The 26,407-nt window shown below is 53.6% G+C and carries 27 protein-coding genes and 2 tRNA genes; 18 read left to right on the top strand and 11 right to left on the bottom strand.

Going from position 1 to position 26,407, the window contains the following annotated elements:
• Positions 1-440 precede the first annotated feature (440 nt).
• Positions 441-524 (top strand) — tRNA-Leu (locus tag VGK23_01465).
• Between the two features lie 181 nt (positions 525-705).
• On the opposite strand, the gene VGK23_01460 is transcribed toward VGK23_01465, so the two are convergent.
• Both VGK23_01460 and VGK23_01455 read right to left on the bottom strand, forming a co-directional pair.
• Positions 706-4,752, bottom strand: coding sequence for a fibronectin type III domain-containing protein (locus tag VGK23_01460; GenBank protein ID HEY3419204.1), 4,047 nt, complete (start codon positions 4,750-4,752; stop codon positions 706-708).
• Positions 4,753-5,218: 466 nt separating this feature from the next.
• Positions 5,219-6,265 carry an aldo/keto reductase gene (locus tag VGK23_01455; protein HEY3419203.1) on the bottom strand — a complete coding sequence of 349 codons (1,047 nt, stop codon included), beginning with the start codon at positions 6,263-6,265 and terminating at the stop codon, positions 5,219-5,221.
• Between the two features lie 264 nt (positions 6,266-6,529).
• Here VGK23_01455 and heR point away from each other — a divergent pair, with 264 nt between their 5' ends.
• From heR to VGK23_01430, 5 genes are all read left to right on the top strand, one after another.
• Positions 6,530-7,306, top strand: a complete 777-nt coding sequence (heR, locus tag VGK23_01450) for a heliorhodopsin HeR (GenBank protein HEY3419202.1) — start codon at positions 6,530-6,532, stop codon at positions 7,304-7,306.
• 58 nt (positions 7,307-7,364) lie between these two features.
• Positions 7,365-7,880 (top strand): GNAT family N-acetyltransferase, encoded by a 516-nt coding sequence (locus VGK23_01445; protein HEY3419201.1) that lies wholly within the window; start codon positions 7,365-7,367, stop codon positions 7,878-7,880.
• A gap of 53 nt (positions 7,881-7,933) precedes the next feature.
• Positions 7,934-8,575, top strand: coding sequence for a DUF1638 domain-containing protein (locus VGK23_01440; protein ID HEY3419200.1), 642 nt, complete (start codon positions 7,934-7,936; stop codon positions 8,573-8,575).
• Positions 8,576-8,677: 102 nt separating this feature from the next.
• Positions 8,678-9,580, top strand: coding sequence for a hypothetical protein (locus VGK23_01435; protein ID HEY3419199.1), 903 nt, complete (start codon positions 8,678-8,680; stop codon positions 9,578-9,580).
• Positions 9,564-10,481: an ATP-binding protein gene (locus tag VGK23_01430; GenBank protein ID HEY3419198.1), complete on the top strand. Its 918-nt coding sequence runs from the start codon at positions 9,564-9,566 to the stop codon at positions 10,479-10,481. Before VGK23_01435 ends, VGK23_01430 begins: the two co-directional genes overlap by 17 nt.
• Here VGK23_01430 and VGK23_01425 read toward each other — a convergent pair.
• Together VGK23_01425 and VGK23_01420 are read right to left on the bottom strand one after the other, a co-directional pair.
• The gene (locus tag VGK23_01425) at positions 10,472-11,479 is read right to left on the bottom strand and encodes an isocitrate/isopropylmalate dehydrogenase family protein (protein HEY3419197.1); all 1,008 of its coding nucleotides are present in this window, start codon (positions 11,477-11,479) and stop codon (positions 10,472-10,474) included. The two genes, VGK23_01430 and VGK23_01425, sit on opposite strands and share 10 nt — an antisense overlap.
• Positions 11,476-12,408, bottom strand: coding sequence for a deoxyhypusine synthase (locus VGK23_01420; protein HEY3419196.1), 933 nt, complete (start codon positions 12,406-12,408; stop codon positions 11,476-11,478). The genes VGK23_01425 and VGK23_01420 overlap by 4 nt, the downstream gene beginning before the upstream one ends.
• 314 nt (positions 12,409-12,722) lie before the next feature.
• Here VGK23_01420 and VGK23_01415 point away from each other — a divergent pair, with 314 nt between their 5' ends.
• Complete coding sequence (locus VGK23_01415; GenBank protein ID HEY3419195.1) at positions 12,723-13,652, top strand: cation diffusion facilitator family transporter; 930 nt, start codon at positions 12,723-12,725, stop codon at positions 13,650-13,652.
• A 7-nt stretch (positions 13,653-13,659) separates the two neighbouring features.
• On the opposite strand, the gene VGK23_01410 is transcribed toward VGK23_01415, so the two are convergent.
• Positions 13,660-14,244 carry a thymidylate kinase gene (locus VGK23_01410; protein ID HEY3419194.1) on the bottom strand — a complete coding sequence of 195 codons (585 nt, stop codon included), beginning with the start codon at positions 14,242-14,244 and terminating at the stop codon, positions 13,660-13,662.
• A 1-nt stretch (position 14,245) separates the two neighbouring features.
• Positions 14,246-14,965, bottom strand: a complete 720-nt coding sequence (locus VGK23_01405; GenBank protein HEY3419193.1) for a hypothetical protein — start codon at positions 14,963-14,965, stop codon at positions 14,246-14,248.
• Positions 14,966-15,166: 201 nt separating this feature from the next.
• Between VGK23_01405 and VGK23_01400 the strand changes: the two genes are divergently transcribed.
• The 8 genes from VGK23_01400 to VGK23_01365 all read left to right on the top strand — a co-directional run bounded on the left by VGK23_01400 (position 15,167) and on the right by VGK23_01365 (position 20,966).
• Positions 15,167-15,826 (top strand): hypothetical protein, encoded by a 660-nt coding sequence (locus VGK23_01400; GenBank protein HEY3419192.1) that lies wholly within the window; start codon positions 15,167-15,169, stop codon positions 15,824-15,826.
• A complete protein-coding gene (locus tag VGK23_01395) occupies positions 15,826-16,530 on the top strand; it encodes an ATPase domain-containing protein (protein ID HEY3419191.1) in 705 nt (234 codons plus the stop codon). Before VGK23_01400 ends, VGK23_01395 begins: the two co-directional genes overlap by 1 nt.
• 303 nt (positions 16,531-16,833) lie before the next feature.
• Complete coding sequence (locus VGK23_01390; GenBank protein ID HEY3419190.1) at positions 16,834-19,014, top strand: sodium-translocating pyrophosphatase; 2,181 nt, start codon at positions 16,834-16,836, stop codon at positions 19,012-19,014.
• Positions 19,015-19,140: 126 nt separating this feature from the next.
• Positions 19,141-19,707 (top strand): DNA-directed RNA polymerase, encoded by a 567-nt coding sequence (locus tag VGK23_01385; protein ID HEY3419189.1) that lies wholly within the window; start codon positions 19,141-19,143, stop codon positions 19,705-19,707.
• Positions 19,704-19,889 (top strand): transcription elongation factor subunit Spt4, encoded by a 186-nt coding sequence (spt4, locus tag VGK23_01380; protein ID HEY3419188.1) that lies wholly within the window; start codon positions 19,704-19,706, stop codon positions 19,887-19,889. The genes VGK23_01385 and spt4 overlap by 4 nt, the downstream gene beginning before the upstream one ends.
• 40 nt (positions 19,890-19,929) lie before the next feature.
• Positions 19,930-20,412: a DUF359 domain-containing protein gene (locus VGK23_01375; GenBank protein ID HEY3419187.1), complete on the top strand. Its 483-nt coding sequence runs from the start codon at positions 19,930-19,932 to the stop codon at positions 20,410-20,412.
• On the top strand, positions 20,409-20,747 hold the full coding sequence (gene rps24e / locus VGK23_01370; GenBank protein ID HEY3419186.1) for a 30S ribosomal protein S24e: 339 nt from the start codon (positions 20,409-20,411) through the stop codon (positions 20,745-20,747). The genes VGK23_01375 and rps24e overlap by 4 nt, the downstream gene beginning before the upstream one ends.
• A 12-nt stretch (positions 20,748-20,759) precedes the next feature.
• Positions 20,760-20,966 carry a 30S ribosomal protein S27ae gene (locus VGK23_01365; GenBank protein HEY3419185.1) on the top strand — a complete coding sequence of 69 codons (207 nt, stop codon included), beginning with the start codon at positions 20,760-20,762 and terminating at the stop codon, positions 20,964-20,966.
• Between the two features lie 3 nt (positions 20,967-20,969).
• Here the strand turns inward: VGK23_01365 and VGK23_01360 are convergent, their stop codons facing one another.
• On the bottom strand, positions 20,970-21,410 hold the full coding sequence (locus VGK23_01360; protein HEY3419184.1) for an SRPBCC domain-containing protein: 441 nt from the start codon (positions 21,408-21,410) through the stop codon (positions 20,970-20,972).
• 129 nt (positions 21,411-21,539) lie between these two features.
• Here VGK23_01360 and VGK23_01355 point away from each other — a divergent pair.
• A tRNA-Arg gene (locus VGK23_01355) sits at positions 21,540-21,636 on the top strand.
• A gap of 140 nt (positions 21,637-21,776) precedes the next feature.
• On the opposite strand, the gene VGK23_01350 is transcribed toward VGK23_01355, so the two are convergent.
• Both VGK23_01350 and VGK23_01345 read right to left on the bottom strand, forming a co-directional pair.
• The gene (locus tag VGK23_01350; protein ID HEY3419183.1) at positions 21,777-22,157 is read right to left on the bottom strand and encodes a hypothetical protein; all 381 of its coding nucleotides are present in this window, start codon (positions 22,155-22,157) and stop codon (positions 21,777-21,779) included.
• Positions 22,158-22,230: 73 nt separating this feature from the next.
• The gene (locus VGK23_01345; GenBank protein ID HEY3419182.1) at positions 22,231-23,067 is read right to left on the bottom strand and encodes a response regulator; all 837 of its coding nucleotides are present in this window, start codon (positions 23,065-23,067) and stop codon (positions 22,231-22,233) included.
• A 453-nt stretch (positions 23,068-23,520) separates the two neighbouring features.
• Here VGK23_01345 and VGK23_01340 point away from each other — a divergent pair, with 453 nt between their 5' ends.
• Positions 23,521-23,694: a hypothetical protein gene (locus VGK23_01340; protein HEY3419181.1), complete on the top strand. Its 174-nt coding sequence runs from the start codon at positions 23,521-23,523 to the stop codon at positions 23,692-23,694.
• 102 nt (positions 23,695-23,796) lie between these two features.
• Here the strand turns inward: VGK23_01340 and VGK23_01335 are convergent, their stop codons facing one another.
• Positions 23,797-24,582 (bottom strand): ATP-binding cassette domain-containing protein, encoded by a 786-nt coding sequence (locus VGK23_01335; GenBank protein ID HEY3419180.1) that lies wholly within the window; start codon positions 24,580-24,582, stop codon positions 23,797-23,799.
• 688 nt (positions 24,583-25,270) lie between these two features.
• On the opposite strand from VGK23_01335, the gene VGK23_01330 reads away from it, so the two are divergent.
• Positions 25,271-26,149, top strand: a complete 879-nt coding sequence (locus VGK23_01330; protein HEY3419179.1) for a hypothetical protein — start codon at positions 25,271-25,273, stop codon at positions 26,147-26,149.
• 63 nt (positions 26,150-26,212) lie between these two features.
• Here the strand turns inward: VGK23_01330 and VGK23_01325 are convergent.
• A partial coding sequence (locus VGK23_01325) for a hypothetical protein (GenBank protein HEY3419178.1) occupies positions 26,213-26,407 on the bottom strand: 195 nt, incomplete at its 5' end.

The raw sequence follows: 26,407 nt of genomic DNA, 5'->3' as shown, positions 1-26,407 counted from the left end.
AGATATCGGGTCTGGCAATATTTTCGCCTCGTTTGGACAACATTTCGATTCTTAGCATACCAAGGGACTCCATTCCTTCATCAATATCTCGCGTTGTCCCAAATTATGAGCAATGATGAAGTGAAAGGAAAAGGAAAACAAATAGAAGGCAAGGTCCGAGAAGAAGTGGAAAGATTGACCGGCAATAAAACGGAACAGGTACCCATCGGCTGATGATTGGTCAACAACCACACGATGAACTTCTCCCGGTCGATCCCCATTTCCTTTATGTCGACATTTCCGCAGTCTAGTCCCGTGGCACGTCCGAAATCTACTTTCTCCCGCATATCCAGACCTCTCCTTCCATGCGTCGATGACCTGGACGGTCTAGCGACGTTCCCCAGCGTGGCCCGCTTCCATGGGCAAACATTAATAACCGAAGCCAACATTCGGCAGTTTAAGCGGGGATAGCCAAGCATGGCCAACGGCGCTAGATCGAGGGTCTAGTCCCTAGCGGTCCTTGGGTTCAAATCCCAATCCCCGCACTCACTTCTTCAATGTTTCTTTGGTGGCTGGGCTTCGAATGGGTTACCGGACATGCAAGATGATACGAGCATGAAGCGGTCTGGAATGATTCTCACGCCTTCTTTCCGTTCAACCGAACCGAACATCATGTAATTGACGTCCCTCAATGTAGGGAAATACGGGTTCTAGTCCGAAGTATGCTCAGGCCTTCTTCTTCAACCTCTCAACGGCCAAAACGATCCCGAATATCGCCGCCATCAACAGCAGGACAGCACCGACGTTGAGAATGACGTTGCTGCTGCTGTTGTCCTGTTTGGTCGGGGAGGACGTCTCTGTGTTGGTGGAATTAGGTCCCATGGGGGATACGGTGAGCGCAATCGATCGGTTGCTCACGCCGGCCGCGTTATGGGCACCCACTTCGATGGTGTAGTTCTGCCCGTTGTTGAGGCCGCCAATGGTGGTCTGGTTATCGATAACATGCAGAACATCCACACCGTCCTGATATACGACGTAGTAATCTATCTCGAAGGATCCTGAATACTGGGGGGCGGTCCAGCTGATCATCAGCGACGAGTTACCGGGCGTGACCGTCAGGCCCATGGTGGTTCCTGGTGGTTCCGCTCTTGATGTAAGCGTGACTGTGATGGCGGTCGAGTTCTCCCCCATGCCCTCTGAATTATGGGCAGCAACCACAAAATCATAGGTTAGGCCGTTTGTCAAACCGGTGATGGTGGTCACATTACCAATGAGGTGCGCTACCTCGACACCGTCCTGATAGACGACATAGTAATCTATCGGAGAACTGCCAGGGCTATCGGGATCGCTCCAGGTAATCGTAACCAATCCATCGCCTGGCACAACTGTCACATTGGAAGGTACATCTGGCAGCGCCGGGCTCCAGTGCAGGGTGGCGTTGACCATTGTGGAACTCTGCCCCACTCCGACCGAGTTGTGGGCTGCCACTGTGAAGTTATAGAGCCGTCCGTTGGTCAGACCTACGATCATCTTTGAGGTGGCTGTTTCATGATAGGCATCCACGCCATCCTGGAAGATCACATAATAATCGATCGCGTCCCCTCCGTTGACGCTGGGAGGATCCCACGACAATGAAACCAGGTCCTTGACCAAAGTGACGTTGAGACCACCTGGGATCCCAGGAACCGTTATTGTAGGCGAAGGCATCGCCGACAGGACGGATGATTGTGGACCGATCCCGACCGAGTTATGGGCAGCCACTGTGAAGTTGTATTGCAGCCCGTTGATCAATCCGGAAATAACTTCGACGTTATCCACAAAATGATCTGCCATCTGGGTCCCGTTGATGTAGATCACATAATAATCGATCGTCGCCCCACCATTGCTGCCAGGAGATGACCATGATAGCACGATCTGGCCATCACCAGGGGTGGCCGTCAGGCCGAATGGGGCGCCAGGGACGGCGGTGGTGGCGGAAGCCATAGCGGTAACGGAAGATGATTGCGCTCCCATTCCGATTGCATTGTGGGCAGCCACGGTGAACCCATACATCTGACCGTTCATCAGGTCGGTGACCGTTTCAGACGTGGATGTCACATGGGACACATCACTGCCATTTCGATAGATGACATAATAGTCGATCACCGAGCCGCCATTGCCGCTCGGGATCGTCCAAGATAAAGATACCTGGCCATCTCCAGGAACGGCGACCAATCCGGTAGGCACGCCTGGAACGGTCAGGGTCACCGAAGGGGTGGAGGTCACGGCTGAAGATCGTATACCGTCCCCAATGATGTTGTGGGCTGAGACGGCGAAGGTATAGGACCTGCCGTTGGCAAGGTCCGTCAACGTCACATAACTGGTCGGGTAATGATCGGTTCTCGCAACCCCGTCGACGTAGACCAGATAATAATCGATGGCCGCTCCCCCGTTGCTCCCGGGGGCTGACCATGAAAGCTCGACCTGGCCATCTCCCGGCATCGCGGTCAGACCGATCGGGACTCCTGGAACGGTCGTGGAGGTGGATGGCTTGGCCTTCACGGCCGCTGACTGCGCTCCGGTTCCGACCGAATTATGGGCCACAATGGTGAAACTGTAGGTTTGGCCATTGGTCAGTCCAGTGATGGTGGCCGATGTGGTCGTATAATGATCTGTTCCGACGACTCCGTCGGTATAGACCAGATAATAATCGATGTTGGCCCCACCGTTACTGGAGGGTGCTGACCATGTTAATGCAATCTGCCCATCCCCAGGCACGGAGTTCGGACCAACAGGGACTCCCGGAACCGTGATCGTGGCAGCAGGCTTCGCGATGATGGCCGAGGACTGGGAGCTGACCCCAACGGAATTGTGTGCGGCGACAGTGAAGCTGTAGGATTTTGCATTGGTCAGCCCAGTTATGATCGCGGAACTCGCAGGATAGTGGTCGGTCCTTACAACCCCATCGACATAGACGAGATAATAGTCGATGGCCGCCCCTCCGTTACTGGATGGAGCAGACCATGTCAGTGACACCTGCCCATCACCGGGCATGGTGGTCAGGTCCCTGGGCGCGGTTGGAACCGTCACTGGTGCCGTTGGTGTCGATTTCACCGCAGCTGACTGGAGGCTGGTGCCGATGACGTTGTGGGCGGTGACCGTGAAACTGTATTGATGACCATTGGTCAGACCGGAAACGGTCGCGGTCGTTGTGCTATAGTGGGCCGTTTTGGCAACTCCGTCCACAAGGACAAGATAATAGTCTATGGTCGCACCTCCATTGCTAACTGGTGCAGACCAGGAAAGTGCCACCTGGGCATTACCAGGTGTCGCAACCAGTCCGGTCGGAGCTCCTGGAACCGTCTTTGAGGTAACCGGAGTCGTCGGTGTTGCGGCCGTTTGGGGTCCAACGCCCACGGAATTATGGGCGGCTACTGCAAAGATGTAGGGCTGTCCATTGTTAAGGCCCGTGATGATCGAGGTGGTACCGGTCGGATGTCTTACGTCGACCCCGTCCTGATAGACGATATAGTAATCGATCGGATAGTCACCTATTGTGCTCGGCATTGTCCAGGTAAGTGATGCCTGGCTGTCGCCGGCTGTTATTTGAAGGTCCCGCGGAGCTGACAATGCGACCGAAGGCTTTCCAGAGATCTCATTGCTTCCCGGCCCTTCCCCATAGGCATTCACGGCAGTGACCTGATAGTAATATGTAGCGCCGTTGGTCAGGCCAGTGTCCGTATAGGTCAGAGCAGAACCGCTGCCCGTGTGTCCGATATATGATTCCCCTGCGGATGCGGTCCCTCGGTACATCTTGTAGTCGATGATAGACCCACCGCCGCTCGAGGAGGGCGCCGACCACGTAAGGACCATCCCAGCATCGGCGGGAGCCGCAGAAAGTCCGTTCGGAGCTTCTGGGACCACTGGATCGATGGTAGACTCCATCATCAGGCCGTAGTATGTGTTGCCTGGGGCGGGAAAATTCGAGGTGGCATAGGCATGACCTCTGATTATGTACGAGTTGAGGGGCAACCAGTATGAACCGACCGAGGTCGGTGCGACCAGCCCCAAGAAGGTGATCGAGGTCAAGAGATCGCAACCATAGAACATGGAGCTGCCTACGCTTGTCACACCGCTGCCCATCGTCACGGTCATAAGTGCCTTGCAGTCATAGAACGCAAAACTGCCGATGGTCTGTACCCGGTTTGATATGGACACGGAGGTTAACGCGGAGCAACCCTCGAACGCGCTCGTTCCGACGCTGACCACATTGTTGGGGATGGTCAACGAGACCAGGGCGGAACACCCGTCAAAGGCATAATCGCCAATGTTGACCACGCCGCTTCCCAGGGTCAGGGTGGAGAGGGAAGTGCAGGAATAGAACGCCCAGCTTCCGATCCTGGTGACGCTGTTGGGAATGGTGACGGAGATCAGACCAGAACAACGCTCGAATGCACCGTTGCCTATGGTGAGGAGGCTGCTGCCCAGCGTCAACGAGGTGAGCGCAGTGCATCCATCGAAGGCGTAGATATCGATGCTTGTCACGCTATCGGGGATGATCAAGGACCTTACCGAGAAGCCCGCAGCATTGTTGAACGCATAGGCGCCGATGCCCGTCACTGTATATCCCCCCAGGGAGGAAGGGATGGTGACAGCCCCTCCTGCTCCGGTATAGGCTGATATCACTGCGGACCCGTCGTTGATCGAATAGGTGTAATCGCCTGCCTGCTCGGCAGTTGATGGACTTGGTGAAACGACAAAGAACGCTCCAGTCAGGATCATTGTCACTATCATAATGGACCGTAGACGGGTTCCTTCTCTATTTTCCATTTTGATCCCTCACCAGAAATTAATTATCAATATACCTCAAAGTGGTGGTACAAAACGATTGGAAACTTATGCCTTAATGATATGGCAGTAATTTACAGAACCCGAATTTAGCCTAAATTGAAAGCCAGTCCATTTCGGAATCCTTGATGATCATCATAAGAAATGGACCAGGTGTTCGTCCAACCAATCTGGCAAAAAAAGGATGAATGCTTACTCCGAGCACAGGACTGTACATCGTCATTCAATTCATGACTGATGCTCCAGAATCCAGAGGATCTGTTCGCTTCCCGGGTCAGGTCAACATCCATGTCTCGGAAAGAAACGAACCTCTGGTCAGTAGGACCTTTGCTTATCATCGGTCCCAACACCACGCCTAAGATCATCCGATGAAAGATGATCGTAAGTAATTCGGAGCCAGTTCCTCCATTGCTCAAGCACGATGGTTGTCTAAACTGTCCCAATAATCTCCCAGTATCATCTTTTTGTTGATCTCCCTTCCGAGGAAGCTGTTCGGGAATCCCAGATCGACGTCGCTTACCTCGTCCAGCCTCTTCATCGTTGCCTCGTTCAAAGAGAAATCGAGACAGGCGAGGTTGTCCTCCATCTGTGCCAGCCTTCTGGTCCCGAGGATGGGCACTATCAGAGCGTTCCTCTTCTGCTTCAGCCAATTCAATGCTATCTGGGAGGGTGTCCTGTTCATCTCCTTGGCTATCTCGACCACCTGCTCGGCCACCTTCAGGTTCCTCTCACTCAGGGCAAACGGATTCCGGGCATAGTTCTGTTTCATCCTGGCATCCTTTTCAGCGTTTCCCGTGTTATATTTGCCGCTGAGGATCCCGCCACCCAAGGGGGACCATGCCATGACGGTCAGGTCAAGGTGCTTCGCCATCGGAAGTAGCTCCCTCTCCGGTGTCCGTTCCACCAGGCTATACGGTATCTGCAATCCAGTGAAGATCGTCCATCCTCTTTCCTCGGCCATCGCGTTCGCCCTGGCAACGACCCAGGCAGGGGCGTCCGAGAAACCGACATACAGCACCTTTCCGGCTCGGACCATATCGTCCAGCCCCCTCATTAGCTCCTCAAGGGGAGTGATCTGGTCCCACGCATGCACCCAATAGATGTCGACGTAATCGGTGTTGAGGCGCTTCAGGCTGGCGTTGAGGGCCTGGAACATGCTCTTCCTATGATTCCCTCCACCGTTTGGGTTGTCGGGTTTGCCGCCGAACGTGAATTTCGTGGCAAGAACGAACCTTTCCCGATCCTGGGCGATAAATTCTCCCACGTATTTTTCGCTGGTTCCATTGGTATAGCCATTGGCCGTATCGACGAAGGTGCCTCCGGCGTTGACATAGGCATCGAAGATCCTTTTGCTCTCCTCCTTCGAGGCACCCCATCCCCAATCCTCTCCGAAGGTCATGGTACCCAGGCAGAGCTCGGAGACTTTGAGCCCGCCCTTACCGAACAGTTTGTACCTCATCCTGACATCTCCGGAAAAACAAAAGTCATGGCACTCGTATTTGACATTGGCTCACCGAATCCGCAGAATAGGGTGCTGTTTCCGCTGTCTTCAGTAAGGGATCTCCATGTTTTCTGACCGATCCAAGAAAGTAAGTTCCTTGAGAGAGGCGGCGACCCAAGCATTCGATCGTGATCCGATCCATAACGTTTTGGATGAGAACAATTTGTATATCGAAAGTCGATAACATATACGAATGGCACCGTCTGAGATGTGGGTATGATCATGACGAGGGAATCACCAACCTACAAGGGACTGAGAAGATTCAACATCGCAATGGGTTTTCTTCATTTTGTCCAGGCTGCCATTATTCTAGCCATCAGCAGCAATTATGCCCTGCCGATCTCTAGTTCATTCCTCAAGTACAACCAGCTGACCCAACATCTCGATCCCGTGGTCCAGGTCGTCTATAATCTGCCGATCGCCCCGATGATAGCACTGTTCCTGTTCATCTCGGCTGCAGATCATCTCCTGCTCTCGACCCCTCGGGCCTTCAAATGGTACGTTGCCAACCTGGAGAATCACATCAACTATGCCAGGTGGGTCGAGTATGCCGTCAGTTCATCGGTCATGATCGTGGTCATATCGATGTTGGTCGGGATCTATGACATCGTCAGCCTGATCGCCATCTTCGCTGTGAATGCCTGCATGAACCTGTTCGGGATGCTCATGGAGATGTACAACCAGAAGAGGGAAAAGGTCAACTGGACGCCCTTCATTTTCGGAACCTTGGCCGGTATCGTCCCCTGGATAGGCATCACGATCTACCTCGTTGGATCAGGGTCGACAAGTTCGAACTCGGTCCCCACCTTCGTTTATTTCATCTTCATATCCCTGGCGGTGTTCTTCTTTTCCTTCGCATTCAATATGATCCTGCAGTATCGCAAAGTAGGAAGATGGAAGGACTACCTGTACGGGGAGTACATCTACATAGTGCTCAGTCTGGTGGCGAAGACCGCTCTGGCATGGCAGGTGTTCGCGGGCACGCTCCGGCCAGTGTGACATAGGGATGGTGGGGATCATGTGCCTGATAAAGGCAGAAGAATAACACGTCCATTCGATGACGTGCGGGTCAAAGATAAAGACCTACCTGGCCTTTCGGGTAGAAAGAGCGGTCGATCTCATGGGTTTCATTACATCGAAAGCAGGCCCCGACGATATCGAAGCGATCGTCGACAACATCCTGAGAATGGCGAAGGAATCGGAAGGGAAAACCTTGGATAGGGAGACGGTCACCAGCGCCATGAAGCGGTTCTTAGGCGAACCGGGCAGGGGCTTCTATCTGTTGGTCAGGCAGGAGGGCCATGTCGTTGGCCAATGCATGATAACATCCGAGTTCAGCGACTGGAGGAACGGGGAATATTGGTGGGTGCAGAGCGTCTATGTCAATATCGATCATCGGCGGAAGGGGTTTCTGCGCGCTCTGCTGGAAGAGATCAGGGTCATGGCAAAGGGACAGGGCGATGTATTCGGTATCAGGCTCTATGTGGACAAGGACAACCTCAACGCCATCGAGGCCTATCGCCGCCTGGGATTGCCGCCCTCCCACTATCTGATGATGGATGTCCCGATGTGAATCGATCATGAAAGGGCACTAGGTTAATGTCTTCGCAACGCATCGTGGGGGGCATGCGGATCGCCATCCTCGGCTGCGACGCGATCAGGGACGAGATCGAACAGGTCACCAAGGACGATCCGGACATCGTATACCGTGAATACCTGGATTTCGGCCTCCATATCTATACCGATGAGCTCCTCAAGCGGATCCAGGAACGCCTTGCCACCATGGAGGGTCAATATGACGCCGTTTTCCTCGGTTATGGTCACTGCCAGACGTTGAAGGGCATGCCAGAGAAGGTCAATGTTCCGTTGGTCATGCTGGAATATGAGGATTGCATTGCCGCCATGTTGCCTGACGATGAGTACCACCGGGAGAAAAAATCTGGGGGCATAACCTGGTTCTATCCGTCTGGATGGGCCCGGAACGGACCGGATGGGCTGATCAAGCTCTTCAAGCTGGACAGCATGAGGGACCAGGGATACGAACCTCTGTTCTTCCTCAAGATGATGTTCGAGGGCTTCACCCGCGTCCTCTTCATCGACACCGGGGCGGGGGATACGGCGTCGAACGAGGTGAGATCCCAAGAGCTCGCCTGCATGCTGTGCATGAAGCATGAACGGAGGGAGGGCACCGTCAAGGCCATAGGCGACGCGATAGTCAGGACCAAGGAATTGGCCAGGAAGGAAATCGCCAGTCGAACAAAGCAATAGTTAGGGCGATGGATGCGGGCCTTTTCCCTGAATGGTTAATTACTCCTTCCTTGATATCATCGACCTGATTCTGCAAAAGGCAAAACGGACAACGGTGCATCAATGAATTTCGAAGAAGGCCATAGGCTGATCTTTTCAGAAGGCAAAGGGACTCCACTAGTAGACATTAGCATGATCGACGATGACGCCTCGGCGGACAGGGTCGATGACCTGGTGGACAATTTCGGAGGGCTCCATGTCGGAGTGAACATCGGCATGAACCTCCCCCAGAGGATGAGGGCATTATATTCCAGCGGCACCCGGGCGGCTTACGCATGCCCCCAGGCAGACCTGGGCCCGATGGTGGAAATGATAACTCTGGCAATCGAAGGATCGCCGTATGCGGATTCGGTCAAGGGATTCGTCCTCTCCAACATCATTCCGCCGCTCTTCCGATTCGATGACCCGGCCATTACCTCCGGCAACCTGATAGGTTATGGATGTTCCTGTCCCGATTGCGACGAGGCATTGGGCATGAGCGATCTGGGCGACAGGCTGGCACGGATGGAGCTCAGGCCCATCGAAGGGAACGACGGTGAGGAGAGCTCCTTCGCCCGGCAGGTCTGGGTGTGGGCGGCGGCCAGTTCTGTTCTGGACGAGTATTCCGATCTCCTGAACGACCGGATCAGGGCCTATGCCCCGGTAGTGTCACAGCTGGCAGGACTGAAGGGGGACCGTTACATGATGTTCTCGGAGACAGACTATCTAGACACCGAATACCAGGTAAACGGCTATAACGACAACTCGCGGCTGGCCTTCGGGATAGGGGATGCGCTGCTGGAAGATCTGACCGGCATGATCGTCTCTCCGTCCTTCGGCACGGTCATCGATAACGGCCATGTCCCGATCTTCGAGGTGGACGACATCAAAGCATTCATCAAGATGAAGTACTTGGAGCCCAAATCGAAGTTCATGATCGATTCGGTTCTTCCACCGGAGGTGATTCAGCATGTTCTCCAGGGCTAAGAATGTCAAGGTCAGGGTATTCCCTTTGTTCCGCGGCGACGCCATGAACCGGCGCTCGCTCGAGCATTTCATCATCGAGTACTTCAAGGATGAGGACATCCAGGATTTCAAGATCGGCGAAATGATCTACGTTAAGGTAGAGAAGATCGAGCCTGCCGAGGCGCTCCACACTGACCGGCACACACGTCTCGATCTCACCGTCCAGGAGGACGGGATGGACGTGGAGAGATTCGGTTTCGTGAAGAGGCCTGACGAGAACATCGACGAGGCGCTCATCTCATCGGACCTGGCAAAGGCGTACCTCAGCCTGTTCAGGAACGGCAAGGAACCGTGGAAGAAGATACTGCTCAGCGGTGAGCCTGGTACGGGGAAGACCCTTTTCGCCCATGAGCTGCTGGCCAACGCTCAGCAGCGGGGATTGAAGACCTATTCGATCCCAGCCTCGATGCTTCTCGGCGAGTATATCGGGGACACCATTCGGGTGATCAACTCGGTCAAGAGGGCGGTGGGCAAGGACAGTGTTCTGTTCATCGACGACTGTGACCTGATCCTGCACAACCGGAACGATATGAAATCGTTCGGTTCTCTGCTAGAATCGGTGGTGGCGTTCCTGAACTTCATCGATGAGTTCGAGGGCTACATGATAGCCGCCTCCAACGACCGGGAGATCGATCCCGCCATCGAGAACCGGATGTTCGGCATAAGGTTCGATCTTCCCAGTAGCGACATGCTCTACCGGTTCATGAAGAAGACCGACCCGACGGTCACACCGAGGGAGGCCAATGTCATTCACGACCGGAAAGGCAGCTACCGGGATGCCCAGAAGTATCAGGTAATGAAGCTTGCCGGCATGGGCAACGAACACCGGCTGGCCACGTCCCACGACCCCCTCTACCGTTGAGCCTGTTCCAGGGCGGCCAGCACCGTCTCGGTGAACTCATCGGTGGTGGCCGAACCTCCGGCGTCCGGGGTCCGGACCCCCTTCCTTAAGGCGGAGACGACCGCGGCATCGACGAGCGTCGCCTCCCGTCTCGATCCCATGTCCCGGAGCATCATGCTCGAGGAAAGGATCGCCGCGGTCGGGTTGGCGATACCCTTCCCGGCGATGTCCGGGGCGGAACCGTGGGTCGGCTCGTAGATGTCGAATCGGTCCCCGTGGTTGACAGAAGGGGCGAATCCCAAGCCTCCAACGACCGCTGCCGCCTCGTCCGATAGGATATCGCCGTAAAGGTTAAGGGTGACCAGGCACCCGAACTGTTTCGGTTTTATGATCAGGGCTGCCGCCGCAGCGTCCACCAACAGGTCATTCGCCTTCAGACCGGAACTGGACACCTCTTCGTAGAACACCCTTTTGAACATGCCATCGGAAAGCCTGAGCACGTTCGACTTGTGCACACAGGTGATGTTGTCGATGCCTTCCCGGCGGCAATGTTCTATCGCATAGCGCACCAGACGGCGGCAGGCCTTTTCGGACACCTTTCGTTCCAGCGTGACGACGCCGTTCTCGGCATGCTCTATGCCGGTGTACATGCCTTCGGTGTTCTCACGAACGATGACCGCGTTCAGGTCGCCGATGCCCAGATCCGGGACCAGCCTCTTCACCGGTCTCACATTGGCGTACAGATCGAAATGTTTCCGAAGCCAGAGTATAGGTGAACGGTAGTCTTTGACACTCGCATCGGGGGATGTGATCGCACCGAAAAGGCAGGCATCGGTGCCATCCAGTGCGTTGACCGTCTCTTCGGGGAGATAGGACCCGGTTCGCCTGTAGCATTCCAGTCCCATGCTGGCGAAGGTCAGGTCGAGCGGGGCATGCACGGCCTCCAGCACCTTGATGGCGGACGCGGTGACCTCCGGGCCTATCCCGTCCCCACCGATCACCACGACTCTCTTGTTCATTGCATTCGCTCAATGATGCTAGCGACGATCAACGGAAGCGCTATCGTGGCGTCGCCTTCCACTGTTATCTGGGCGGCCCCTTCCTTGACCTTTCCCCAGGATACCGCCTCACGGACCTGGGCACCGCTGAGGGAGCCATCATACTCCATTGCGGTGGTCAGGTAGACCGCGTAGTCCAGCCCCCCCTTGAACTGGTTCCACCAGATGACGTGGTGCTTGGAGATGCCCCCGCCGACGATGATGGCTCCGGTATCGTCCGCATGGAATATGATATCGGAGAGTTCCTGCTCATCGGCGAACAGGTCGATCTTGAAATTGCGGTGCGTCTGCCAGTACATCCATGCCTGTGACCCGAAAGAACCGTCGGTTATGCCGGGGACGAAGATCGGGACCTTGTTCTTATGCGCCCAATAGAGCAGCGATTCCTCATTATCAAGGCGTTTGCCGACCTCGTCGATCAGCTCATGTGTGGAGATCGAGTCCCGTCCCTCGAGGATCTCCTCGAACATCGGGATGAGCTTCTCCTCCAGGACGAGGCCGTAGCTTTCGTCCGGAACGAGCACGTTGCCCAGACGGTTCACGCCCTCGCGCCTCAGCTCCGCATCGTCCATAAGGAAGTCGCCCTTGTAGTAATGCTTCCAGGTGCGTGCCAGGTCATGGTCGAGCGTGCCGCAGGTGGTGATGATGACATCGACCAGCTTTCTCTTGACCAGCTCCACCAGGACGCCTCTCGTGCCGGTGGCCATTATGCATGCCGGGAATGACAGGAAGGTGACGCATTTCTCATCCTTTACCATCTGCTCGATGATGTCCGTGGCGTCGGCGAGCTTGCGTCCGGTGAACCCCCCGGATTCGCTCATCTGGCGCATCAGTTCGTCGACGGTCATCGGGCCTTCGATCTTGATGTCCTTGACCTTGATCTCTTCCATGGTCTCACTACCAGGAACATCTGAAGGGTTGCTCCTAGAAAAAAGTTCCTGACGGCGGAACATCAACACTTTTTGGTCGATACCTCATAATTCTCATGAAATCGGCTCGAGCGTCGCGATGTGCAATTCTTACTGATCCGGATCAGGCCCAGGCAACACATGGCAGGCCCCCTCGAGGCTCCGTTCCATCCGTCCACGAGAGCATTTTCCTATTCCGACATTTCGGCACATCAAGGGGGCGGCAAACGGAAGATCAAGATCGTCGTACCGATCAAGGCATAACCCTATAAGCCAGTAAGAAATTGGAGTTAAGGTTGACGCAGAGAAAGGTTCGGGTGGCAAGGTATTCGATCTACAGCAACTCTGGCCTCGTGGGGCTGAAGCTGGTAACCGGGATATCGACCGGTTCGATATCGGTCATCTCGGAAGGGATACACTCGATGATCGATCTGGTTGCCGCAGTGATTGCCAACTATTCGGTGAAGAAATCCGGTCAGCCGGCAGACAAGGAGCATCCATACGGGCATGGGAAATATGAGAACTACGCCGGTGTCATCGAGGCCATCCTCATATTGTTCGCAGCCGGACTGATCGTATACGAGGCATTGGGCAAACTTTTCGAGCGCTCCGCACCGGAGTTCCTGCTTGCCGGTATCGTCATCATGGGCATCTCCGTGATGGTCAACCTGTACGTTTCCCACATGCTTTTGAAGGTCGGCCGGGAAGAGGACTCCATGGCGCTGATAGCCGATGGGCTGCACCTGAGGACGGATGTGCTGACCTCGCTCGGGGTATTCGTCGGACTGATCCTTATCCAGATCACCCAGATAGCCATTCTTGATCCCATTGTCGCCATCCTGGTCGCCTGCCTCATCGTCAAGGCGGCCTGGGACCTGACCAAGGAGGCGAGCAAAGGCCTGATCGACCAGCAATTGCCGCCTGAGGAGGAGGCGATCATCAAGACCATCATGGCGAAGCACTGCAAGATGTTCATTGGTTATCATGCCCTCAGGACCCGAAAGGCCGGATCGGAGAGGTTCATCGATATGCACCTCGTGGTCAAGAAGGACATCAGCGTTCAGGAGGCGCATGCTGTGTGCGACACCATCGAGAAGGAGATCGAATCCAGCCTGAGGAACACCAGCGTGCTGATCCACATCGAACCGTGCGAATCGGACGAGTGCCCCCTGCTTCATGAGGAACATTTTGTAGATATCCAGATCCCGCCGGACAAGCCATGCTAGACCAGGCTCAGTCGTAGGTCCTGTCCCAATCTTCCAGAATTCGGTAGAGCGATTCCCGGCCCATATCCATCGGGAGTGAGTTGTCGATGATCCTCCACTCCTTTGACGCCAACGATCGCAACTTCTCACGTGCCCTTATCAGATTGGCCGGGTCCTCGAACATCTCCTTCTTCTCGGCCCGCCTCGATATTCTTTCGTTGGCAATGGCAGGATCGATATCTATGAGCATCAACCGTTTCGGCATCGGAAGCAGTTTGCTGATGAACTCATAACCTATGGGTGCGAGCCGATCAGGAAGATATGCCGTGGCCAGGACATAACGGACGAAGATCACCGTGTCATAGATCTTCCCCTCTTTCTTGAGTAAGCTCAGCGATCTCAGGACATCTGCGACAAAGAACACGGTGGCCACGATGTGCATCGCCTTGCCATTGGACTCCAGTGCCTTGCGGGATATCCGGCCGAGCCTTCCGGTCGAAGGGTGCACATGGACGATGACCCTTTCGCCTCTGTCCTGGTAATACTCAGCGATCAGGCCCGCATAGGTGGATTTACCCGAGCCATCGATCCCATCGATCACAATCCATCTCAAATCAGACACCTGCCACAAGCAAGATCGTTGCCACAGACAAAGGGATGATCAGGTTATCAAACTCTCCGGGAGTCATCAGTTCGACTAAGGATACGTAGGCGCCGATGGAAATAGCGATCAGCAAGGCACCGGTTATAGATACATGGTCGATCGGAAACCATCCTGAGGAGGACAAAAGGCCATAGAAGCCGATGATCGCCATGATGGAGATGGAGGTGAAGACCATGACCGCTGACGATCCTTCAAGGGTCTTGTGTCCGAACAGCTTTCTTTTGCCGAACCGCTTGCCGATGAGCCCACCCATTCCGTCCCCGTAGGCCATGGCCACGATGGCGATCGAAGCGATCAATCGATGATCGAACATGAGGAAAGCAAGCAACGTCCAGGATATCGCGTAATAGACCAGGCCGAACCTGTGTCCGTTCAGAGAGGCCTCGGCCAGAGCAGATCGTACCGATCGGGCCCCCTCCTTCTGTGCGATGCTATTCCCTTTGATCGAAGAATATAGGAGTATTGGGATGAAAGGGGCCGCAGCCAGGAAGGCCATGACGAACTTGTCGTTGAACATCCACCAAATAAGAACGATGTTCCCGATCATTATGTGGATGAACTTCCGGTTCCATCCTCTTTCGTTAAGGAACTTGGAACGGATCGCTATCATGACCACCGACCCTATATACAGATAGACCAACAGAAGCCCGATCAGGTCGGAATGGTCCAAGACATCGCCTCCAGGGCTAATCTCCTTGATAGTAGAATAGTATATTGGAGTTCGATATACATCTCTTCTTTTCACTTTGTATGAACGGGATCAAGTGATCTGAGCGGGCCTGGGTATCTTAATGGATAAGCACCGAAAAGGGTTTAAATATTACATTTCACGATTTAACGAAAGACTGGCATGAACGAGAAGGATATTAAGTTGACAGCGCGTCTGAAAGAAAGCGTAGGGGATCCCTCGTTAACAGGCCCTATCCTTCTCGACGTCAAATCGACCCAGTTCGTCAGAGTCAACATGCTTCTCCTCAAAGCGCTCTCGAATGAGAACGGCAGAACCGGGATGTTCATATCCGTGGACAGGCCGCACCAATACATGGTGCACCTGCTGACCATGCATCAGATAAATGTCCAAGGTCTAATTTTCGTTGACGCCATCAGCCAATTCTCTGCCGACTGCAAGGTCGCCCAAGCCAACGTCAGCTTCGTCGACGGACCGTTCCACATCGATGACCTGCCTGGGGCGATCAAGGAATGGACCCTACGGACCAATGGAAGTTCGATCGACCTTAAGGGATGCGCATTCGCCATGATCGATAATCTGGCCGCGCTGCTCACCTACAATAGCTTCTCTGCTGTGGAGTCGTTCCTTAAGGATTTCGTGAACGTCCTCAGCATGAACGGGCGGATAGCCATCCCCCTGGTAGTTGACAAGGAGCGAAACCAGGCCTTATTCGAAATGGCCAGATCCCTCTGTAAGAAAGAGGTAAACATCAACGAGACGTCCACCGGGCAACCGGATGCCGATATGGAGAGGCGCTCCAGGCGGATCAGCGATCTAAATTTCAACGGGGTGAGCCAATAATGGAAAAAGATGAGTGCAAGAAGCGGCCTGACTTGATCCGATTGACCAGCGGTATACCTGGTCTCGACGATATGATCGAGGGAGGGTTCCCGTTCCCTTCAGTCATTCTTCTCTCGGGACCAGCGGGGACGGGGAAGACCACCTTCGCACTGAAGTACCTCTGCGAAGGGGCCAAGAAGGGTGAGCAGGGGCTCTATTTCACCACTCTCAGCGAACCGACCCAGTGGATGCTGCGGTATGCGTCCCAGTTCGATTTCATGGATCAGGGTTACTTCAACGACGAGATCGTCTACATGGACCTCGGGGCCATGATCAGGGACACCAAGCCAAGCGAGCTCATGTCGATGATCGAAGAGAAGATCGCCGAGGTCGTGCCCCAGCGCATAGTCATCGATCCGATCACTGTGATCGGTGGCATGATGAAGGGAGACTACCGACAGTTCCTTTTCGACCTATCCAATCGCCTGAAGAACTGGAACGCCACCACGCTGGTGACCGGCGAAGTGAACCCGGGCGAGCTCTATCCGACGGAAGTATCATACGCGGTAGACGGCATAATCCTGCTCATGCTCTCGGAGGAGATGGGTGCCCGAAGGAAGTACCTGGAGGTGCTGAAGATGAGGGGTACCAACCACCAGACCGGCAAGCAGTCCATTGACATATCCCGCAGAGAGGGGATTGTCGTTCTGAAGGCAAGGTTCTGAACGGACCCTGCGCCATAATCCTTCCTTTTTTCCTAAGGCCGGTTCTCTGACCTGCTTACGATTTCTGGAAAGAATCACCTTTTTCCTACCACATTTTCGTTTTGAGTATTTTAGGAATCAAAAAATGAACTGATTGCATGCCATATCCAAAAAGCTGCTATTCTGATAATAATATAGGAAATACGTTTTTCGAATATTGTTTGGCAGGTCATCCAGATTAACCTTTTCGCTCCTGATATCAGGATAAGCGATTTATATACGAACCTTTATTATGCCGTAAACTCGCAAACGGGGGTTTAAACTATGGATATGAATTCATTGGTTTACGTTATACCAATTGCGGGCTTGGTTGGTCTGCTTACCGCGGGCATCCTATCTTGGCAGATATTCAAGAAGGACACCGGAACGCCTGAGATGAAGGCGATCGGTGACGCTATCCGCGAAGGCGCTATGGCCTACCTTGCTCGTCAATACAAGACGATAGCCATCATCAGCGTCATTCTTGGTGTCATCATAATGATTGGCATCAACTGGGAGACTGGTGTGGCTTTCCTGATGGGTGCCTTTTTCTCAGCCCTGTCGGGATACATCGGAATGTATGTGTCTGTGAACTCGAACATCAGGACCGCGAGCGCCGCGAGAAGGACGCTCGGAGAGGCCCTGCAAGTCTCCTTCCGTGGAGGAGCAGTCTCTGGATTGGCTGTCGTATCATTATCCCTGTTGGGTGTGGCCGGCATGTTCTTCCTGTTCCAGGGATACCTCGTGCCCGGTGACATAGTGACCGTCAACGGGATCACCTATGACAGGGGTATCGGTACTGCACTCTTCATGGTCGTAGGATATGCGTTCGGCGCGTCCTTTGCCGCTCTCTTCGCCCAACTGGGTGGAGGAATCTATACAAAGGCGGCCGATGTCGGTGCTGACCTCGTCGGAAAGGTCGAGGCCGGTATCCCGGAAGACTCGCCAAAGAACCCGGCCGTCATCGCGGACCTCGTCGGAGACAACGTCGGTGACTGCGCTGGTCGTGGCGCTGACCTGTTCGAATCGACCGCCGCCGAGAACATCGGCGCTATGATCCTAGGTTTCTCCATATACGCTCTCACCGGCGACACTGGCTGGATATTGTTCCCGCTTATCGTTCGTGCGTTCGGTGTGTTTGCCGGAATTATCGGTATCTTCACCGTCAAGCTGAGGAACGAGAACGAGGAACCGATGAAGGCTCTCAACCGCGGATACTATATCGCGTGCATCATCGCTGCGGCACTGTTCGCCTATTCGACCTATGCCCTCCTGGGAACCGGATGGGGATACTACTTCGCTTGCGGAGTGGTCGGAATCGTCCTGAGCATTGCCATCGTCTATATCACCCAGTATTACACTGCGGGTGAATACCGTCCGGTCAGAGAGATCGCCAAGGCATCTGAGACCGGACCGGCAACGAACATCATCACTGGTATCTCAGTAGGTCTGGAGACCACCGCTGCACCGGTCATCGCAATCGCCGTTGCATTGCTGACATCGTTCTACCTGGGCGGATTGGCTGCACCATCTGGGGCAAGCACGTTCATATACGGACTATATGGAACGGCAGTGGCAACAATGGGTATGCTGGCCACCTGCGCCTTCGTACTCGCCGAAGACACCTTCGGCCCGATCACCGACAACGCCGGCGGCATCGTCGAGATGTCCGACCAGCCGAAGGAGATCAGGGACAGGACCGACAAGCTGGACGCTGTCGGCAACACCACCAAGGCCCTCACCAAGGGATACGCCATGGGATCCGCCGCACTGGCTGCCTATCTGCTGTTCGGCGCATTCTTCGACCGGGTCCTCGAAATACTGACCGCGGCCGGAAAACTGGGCCCAACCGGATTGCCCCTGACCATATCAGATGTGTTCGTTGTGGATTTGGCAAAGCCCCCAGTATTCGTCGGTGCGCTCATCGGCGGTATGATGGTCTTCCTGTTCGCCTCGTTGGCCATCCGTGCGGTCGGAAAGGCTGCCGGTAAGATGATCGACGAGGTCAGGAGGCAGTTCAAGGAGAACCCCAACATCCTGCTTGGCGACGATAAGCCAGACTATGCCCGCTGCGTCGATATCTCGACCAAGGGGGCTTTGAAGGCAATGATCCTTCCAAGTCTCTTGCCGGTCGTGGTCCCTGTCGCCTTCGGTCTGCTGATGCGGTTCGCCTACACTGGCGACTATACTATCCCATACCAGGCGGTCGGCGCTATGTTGATGGTCGGCACCATTGTCGGTGTCCTGATGGCCCTCTTCCTGAACAACGGCGGAGGAGCTTGGGACAACGCCAAGAAATACGTCGAATCGAAGGGTCTGAAGAAGACCCCGCAGCACGCTGCCGCCGTCGTCGGTGACACCGTCGGTGACCCGTTCAAGGACACCGCTGGACCGTCCCTGCACGTGCTGGTCAAGCTGCTCTCGACCATCACCCTGGTATTCGCTTCGGTCATCGTCGTCGCGTAAACAGGAAAAACCCCTTTCCAATCCTTTCTCTTTTTTTGATATATCCAGCTTAGACAATTTCGTCCTTCCAGGTTATCAATATTTATATAAGAGATACCTCATGCCTTGCTAGTTAAGGGTATACCAATGTACATGTTGACGCAGAGAGAAAAGGTCGTTCGCATCCCTCCAGACAAGTTGGGCGACGATCTGAACAGTGTCGTCAATTCACTCGCGAGGGAGGCGTACGAAGGTCAGATAGAAGGCAATGACGCCCTCACCGTGCTCGTGAAGAACATCGAGCCGATCGGCCAGGGCCGTATCGTCCATGGTGACGGGGCGGTCTACCAGACCGTTAAGTATGAGGCCATCATCTTCCGCCCTCAGCTCCAAGAGGTAATCGAGGGAACGGTCGTCGAGGTCCTCAAGTTCGGCGCCTTCGTTCGCTTCGGGCCTCTGGACGGCCTGCTCCATATCAGCCAGATCATGGATGACAGGATCGATGTCGATGACTCGGGGCAAAGACTCCTAGGAAAGGACACCAAGAGGGATCTCAAGGTCGGGGACATCGTCCGCGCCAGGATAGTCGCCCTCTCGTTGAACGAGCGCAACCCGCGCGAGAGCAAGATCGGCCTCACCATGAGGCAGCCGGGCCTCGGCAAGCTCGAATGGATAGCTGAGGACCGGGCCAAGAAGGGAGGCGCCGCCCAATGAAGATCCAGAAGGCGTGTAAACATTGCAGCTTCATAACGGAGGAGGACGTGTGCCCCCTCTGCGGAAACCCGACGTCGAAGGACTGGCAGGGCTATGTCATCATCATAGACCACACCAAGTCCGAGATCGCAAAGAGGATGGGCATAAATGTCAATGGAAAGTTCGCCCTCAAGGTGCGATAAACTCAAGGTCCCTATCAAAGGCTGGAAATTGCCAGATAGAATGAGAAAGGACCTAGGAATGCCGCTCGGGGAGATGTTGTCGGAAAGCTCAGTCATAAGCCAACTGCGCAACTGCGACAATGTCATCTCGGTCGGCGATGTGGTTTCCCTTTCTTTGATACAGAATGGCCTGGCTCCGCATGTGACCATCTACGACTGCCAAACCGAGAGGTCGATGATGACGACCCTGGACACAAAGGTCGAGAAGATCGCTGGGATCAAGGTGACGGTGAGCAACCCTGCGGGAATGATCACCCCGCAGATGGTAAGGGAGATAGAAAAGGCAGTGACCAATCCCTCACCCACCAAGATAAGGGTGGAGGGAGAAGAGGACCTGGCGGCGCTGGTCTGCGCCGCGCTGGCCCCTGCAGGTTCGTGCCTCGTCTATGGTCTCCCGAAAAAGGGAATGGCGCTGGTAAGAATCACGCCAGAGATCAACCGCAAGGCTAAGGAAATCATCTACCAGATGGAGGAATCAATATGAAGGTCGAGATTGACAGCAAGAAAGATAACGTTCTCCACAAGAGGACAGAAGTGATGTTCACCGCTGAGCATGGCGGCGAAGCGACACCGAAGAGAAGCGACCTACGGGCCGGCATCGCCGACAAGTTGGGCGTCAACAAGGACCGCGTCGTCATTGACCACACGAACACCGAGTTCGGCATGGGCAAGTCGCACGGGTACGCCAAGGTCTATGAGACCCCGGAACTGGCCAAGTCAAGCGAGAAGAACTATATCCTCGCACGCCAGGGAATGGCCGAAAAGAAGGCGAAGAAGGTCAAACTGGTAAAGGCCAAGGCAGCGCCGAAGATCAAGTAAGGAGGTCATGACATGGCAGAGAAAGCAGCTGGAAAGGCAAAGGCCAAGCCCAAGGAAAAGAACAAGAAGGACCTCTACTCGGTCTCCAAGGATGGAAAGATCGAACGGAAGAGGAAGCACTGCCCGAAGTGCGGCCCAGGCGTGTTCCTCGGCGAGCACAAGGACCGGGTGTCCTGCGGCAAGTGCGGATACACCGAGTTCGCCAAGAAGTCGAAGTAAACCTCAATCAACCCTTTCGGACCGCGCCTTCAGGGCGCGGTTCATCTCTTCATATCTTTTTTTCGTCTTTCTATCGAGTGTTCCCTTGAGGAGGGGCACGAGGATTCCTTTGAATTCCTCCTGCTGGATGAATGTTACACCGGTGGCGGTCGGCAAAATCTCGAATGAATGGTCACCGGAGAAAACGTGTGGGGCCGAAAAGCTTCCAAACCATCTTATCCCCTTTCCCTTTGAGTACTCCAGAAGCCTGGCCTTGAACTTCCGGTTCATGGAATGATCCGGATTGACTGAAACGGTGAGCATTGAGCCGATGCGCTTCTCTCCAGTTACCGACAACAGGCACGGATTCCATTCCGGATAACGGTCAAAGTCCTTCAGGACATCCCATACCTTCTGCGGTTCAGCAGATATCTCGATCGACGCGCGAACTACATATGTCGGCATTACCGCTCCCGATATCTTCTAGGTTATACTATTCTCCGATATCCCGTTTCCATCTCATGATGCCGATATCCGTTACCATTGACCAGTGGGGTAAACTATATTGACCCCATCTGCCATCGGTCGGCTAACGGGCTCGTAGTGTAGCTTGGATATCACTGAGGCCTCCGATGTCCTTATCCAAGGACAGAGAAAGCCTCGAACTCGGGTTCGAATCCCGACGGGCCCGCTCACACCATCTGGCTTGTTGTCTTGTTGCCCTCTCGCCTTCCAAAATCTATGGGAACGGAACGCTCGAGGTGTACGGTGAGCCTCAACACGCGGTTGCCGATCTTCGAACGGCGTCATAAGGTTGCATCCTAGATCCGGTCAACACATTCCGCCGCTTCTGTCCATCTTGTCCGCATCCCCCAGGAGCTTGCCGGCCGGATGCATTTCATCATCAAGATAGGGTTCCAGAGATGTTTCCTTTCCTTGCCTGAACAATTTCACAAAGCGATAGTTGGATATCGCGTTGGGGAGGATGTATTTGACAGTCCATTCCTCACTGCATTTCTGAAACAGGGCATACTCCCTTCCCTCGATGACCGTGGGCCGTGAGACGGGGCTACCGCCGAAGAACGAGGTCCTCGACCATCTCAATAGAACGTCGGCATCCTTGTTCAGTGGTTCGGACACCATTATCTGCCAGATGAGCGGTGATTGGATATCGGCTACTCTTCCTTCGCAGGTCTGTTCTTCATCAGACATGGTTCAGCTCGCCAATCCCATATTGTCTATTGAAATAATAATTATGGCTTGAAAATGACCATCTTCAGACCCATTATCTTTGGAGAATGGGAACCACATCCATTTCGTGATTCTTGTTTGTCTCCGGTCTATTCATCTCGGTTATGTCCCAATTGACGCCGTATGCCGTCTGGGGTTTGCCCTCTGCATCCCTGATCCAACCGACTCGGACAACGATTGTTCTGATCTTTCCGTCCCTCCTGATGATGCGGTGCTCGATCTGGTCAAACTCACCTGGGGGTACTCTTTTATGTCCATCCTTCACAAATTCCAATACTCGATCGAGGTCTTCTGGATGAACGAAATCTCGGAAGAACTTATCCGCGCTCATTGAGTAACCTCCTTCCCGAACACCATCGGTGCCATACAGGTCATAGAATATATCGTCGTACCTGAATTGTTTATTAGTCTCGTCAAATTCCCAGCTGGCCACCCTGGCCAGGCCCATGGCCATGATCGCTTGGTTCTTCTTTATGGACAGACTCTCTTCGGCCATACGCTTGCCGACCGCCTGGGCTATCTTATGCTCCAGCTCGACGAATTGCGCGTTGGGGTCGCCCCCCTTTTGCAGGTAGAAGCTGACGCCGGAGTTGTAGGCCTCGATCACGACCTCTTCGCGCCCTCGGCCGGTGAATAGGATGAAGGGGATGTTCTTGTCAAATTGCCTTACAGACTTAAGGAATTGAAGTCCGTCCGTCCCCGGCATTTGGTAGTCGGAGACGATCGCATCGTAATGGACATGGGACATCGACCTGTTCGCTTCCTCGGCTGAAAGTGCAACATCAACCTTGAGCTCCCCGTTTCTCTCCAGGAAAGCCTTCCCTATATCCAGGAGGTTTTTCTCGTCATCGACGTAGATAACTTGGATCATTTACCCTTCTCATGTTTATCCACCGGAATATTGAACTTAAATATGTCTTGTTCAATTTTCAATTCCTGATATTCATGTTGGTCAGAAATCAAAGCGCTATCGGCCCCGAAATCAGATGGCCGTCATCGAGGATGATCAGTCATGAAGGTTTGAGCACCAGGATGGCTCCTTTTGATATTCGTCACTCCCAGATTTTTGGCTTCATCTTGAGCCTTTTCAAAGACATTCGACTTGTCGATATTCATTAAATGCTTCATCTTGGTTAAGGATATGTGCACACCAGGAGGGAGGAAGATGACAATACCAGGTCTCATCGAATAGACAATTCATTCTTCCATTCATATGATGTTTGCAGGACAGATTTTTGGTGTCAGAATCACTTTTGATTATGACGTCGGAAGTCTAATCATATACGAAATACCTCCAAAACTTAGGGTTTGAAGAGGTATCCACATGGTCCAAACTAAGATTGGTTGCAAGTTCTGCCACAACACCGGAAAGGTCAGTCAGGTCTCGGCAAGTGGAACAAGGACGGAAATCTGTTTCATGTGCCATGGCCGGGGATTCACCATTATGACAATACGCCCCAACCTGAACCAGAACAATGCCGCAGAAACGACCGGTTAAACCTTTTCGTTCATCTCATTTTATCGAGGCTGAAGTGTTTTGATATTGCTCATCATCTGATCGATGGTCTGTTCATCGGTCTTTAGACTCCGAGAACCATCGTCATGACCACGCCCACCACCTGCCATCATATCGGCAGAGGTTCAATGGTACCTTGAAAAGCGTGGAGAGGTTCTTCTCGTTCAATGCATCGATACCATCGTCAAGGAAGATCTTTCCATTCTTGACCAGTATTATCCGGTCTATCTCCGGTATGATGTCGGAGGGGTCTTGAGTCACCAGTACCAAGGCTTTTCCTCGGCCGACCAATGAGCGCATCGCATCCCTCACCAGGTGTTTACCGGTCAGGTCCAGGCCGTTCATCGGTTCGTCGAGTATCAATGCCTCCGGCTCGTTCACCAAAGCCCGGGCCATGATGACCCTTCTGGCCTCCCCCATCGACATGACTGACAACGGCTTGCGGCCCAACCCGCTGGAGCCTACCGACAAAAGGGCCTTTCTGGCCCTTCCGTTCATCTCCCTGGTGATGCTCTGCGACCTGTTCGTGCCGATTGAACCGAAGAATCCCGATAGCACTGCCTCGAGCCCATCCATATCCCTCCTGAAATCGAACTGGAGATCGCTCGAAACCAATCCGAACGCCTTATGTACATCGTGAATATCCCAGTATTCAGATCCAAGTATCTTGACGTAGGAACGCTCATCGGTGGTGTCGTGACGATACTCCCCCGTGAATGTCTTGATGAGTGATGATTTTCCCGAACCATTGGGCCCAAGTATCACCAATCGTTCGCCGGGGCATATCTTGAGCGTGATATCCCTCAGTATCTTCGCATCGCCCTTGGATATCGTCACTCGGTGCAATTCGATTATTGGATCAGGTGACATGGTTCCTTCAATCCAGTAGGCCTATTTCAGCCTGTTGGATAGGCGGATATAAGTATGTCGTCGTAGTAATAAAAATTATTCCGGCAGGAGAAGATATCATCGTCACGAGCCACCGAATCGATCAACTGGAGGTTAAAAGGACCTGAACGGTCCGATGCCCTTTCTTAATGATGAACTTGTTGGGCGGAACCGCTGCCCTTTTGGACAACAGACTTCGGTTTCCCATTTATGCAACCTAGGACCTGTCCTCTTTTTCCATACAGGATCTCACGAGGCAATGGTGGTACCGGTATGACACACTTCCATCCGTTTCGGAAGCAACATTCCGCACATTCTATCGTTACCATACTATACCTACATGTGTCAGCCCCTAAAGCCCTTATCGCCCATACCAACCAATTCACCATTGAGCAGAAATGGCGATTCAACATTGGAGAAAGTGATAAGATCTGGGAATGTCCAGACAGTCAATATCTCATTTCTCTCGCTGATTATCAATGTGAAAACTTACTCGCATAACCATATTTAGGCAATTTCCAATCATTTCGAGAGGCGAGAGATTATTTCAGTTCATCTCGATCCATTCAAGACAAAAAGACGGACCCGAGTCACGCTTAACAAGGGAACGCCTGGTCGATTTCGACGCTCATGCGCTGTCATCATCCTGATCGCGCTTATCGCTCTCTCATTGAGCATCATCCCCCCCAACGTCTCAGCATCGTCTGGATCGACCTCTCCGGAAATCGTTCAAGTCAGTGTCTACGTGCAGGACTTCAACGAGTTCAGCGTCACCGATGGGACCATCAAGGCCAGCTTCTATCTTACTCTCCGGTCGGACACGAATGTCACCATCGACGATATCGATATAATAAATGGGCATGCCACCTCGGTGGAAACGATTCTGAATCAGACGAACATGAAAGAATATCGCATCATCGCTGACCTGACAGCAGATCCTGACCTCCGCCGTTTCCCTTTTGACCGTCATATCATCCCGATCGAGATCGAGCCTAGATACAAGAACGAGCAGCAAATGGTCTTGATCGTCGGTCAGGTAGATACCGGATTAGACTCTGATGCAGGCCTCCCCGGGTGGGAATTAAAGAATGGCAGCTCAGCAATTGTCAACAAGACCTACATTCCAGGCGAGATTCCGTTTTCAAGGGCGGTCTTTACCTTCGGAATAGAGAGGGACGCCACTTCGACCATATTGAAGTTCTTTCTGCCGATCATGCTCATCATAGTCGTGGCCCTATCATCCTTGATGATAAAGATCTCATCCAGGCTTGGGCTTAACGCATCCATGTTCCTCGCCGCGGTTCTTATCCACTGGCGTATCGCCGATGCCATACCGGTTGTTGCCTACGCGACGTTCCTCGACCTGTTCATGATCATCACCTATGCCACATTGGTCATGGTGCTTGTATCGGGCCTTCTCATCCTGAGGTCCACAGAGGCAAAGGATCAAGAACGCATCTCGCTGGTGAACAAATGGTCGGTCCGGATCATCCCGACCATATCCCTCTCCCTGTATTGTCTGCTCTTCGTCTCCCTTCTGGTGCAGTGAGCATGAAAGGAATCGTGCCATTAATAAAAATGAAAAGGAAAAATAAATGGAAGAGGAAAAGATTCAAGCGTGCTGCTTGGCCATCTCCAGATATGTAGAGATCTCGATGTCGTAGGATGCATCCTGAGTGGTGCCGTCGATCATTTCGATGTTAGCCCTGATCTTGTTCCTTTCAAATACGATCTGTGCGTTTTTGACGTTCGACTTGTACACGCTGATCCGCTTTCCTGCCTGGGTCAGCTTCCTTTCCGGGCTGAA

The sequence above is a fragment of the Methanomassiliicoccales archaeon genome, assembly GCA_036504055.1.
GTDB lineage: Archaea > Thermoplasmatota > Thermoplasmata > Methanomassiliicoccales > UBA472 > DASXVU01.
This window is presented reverse-complemented; position numbering and strand designations above follow the sequence as displayed.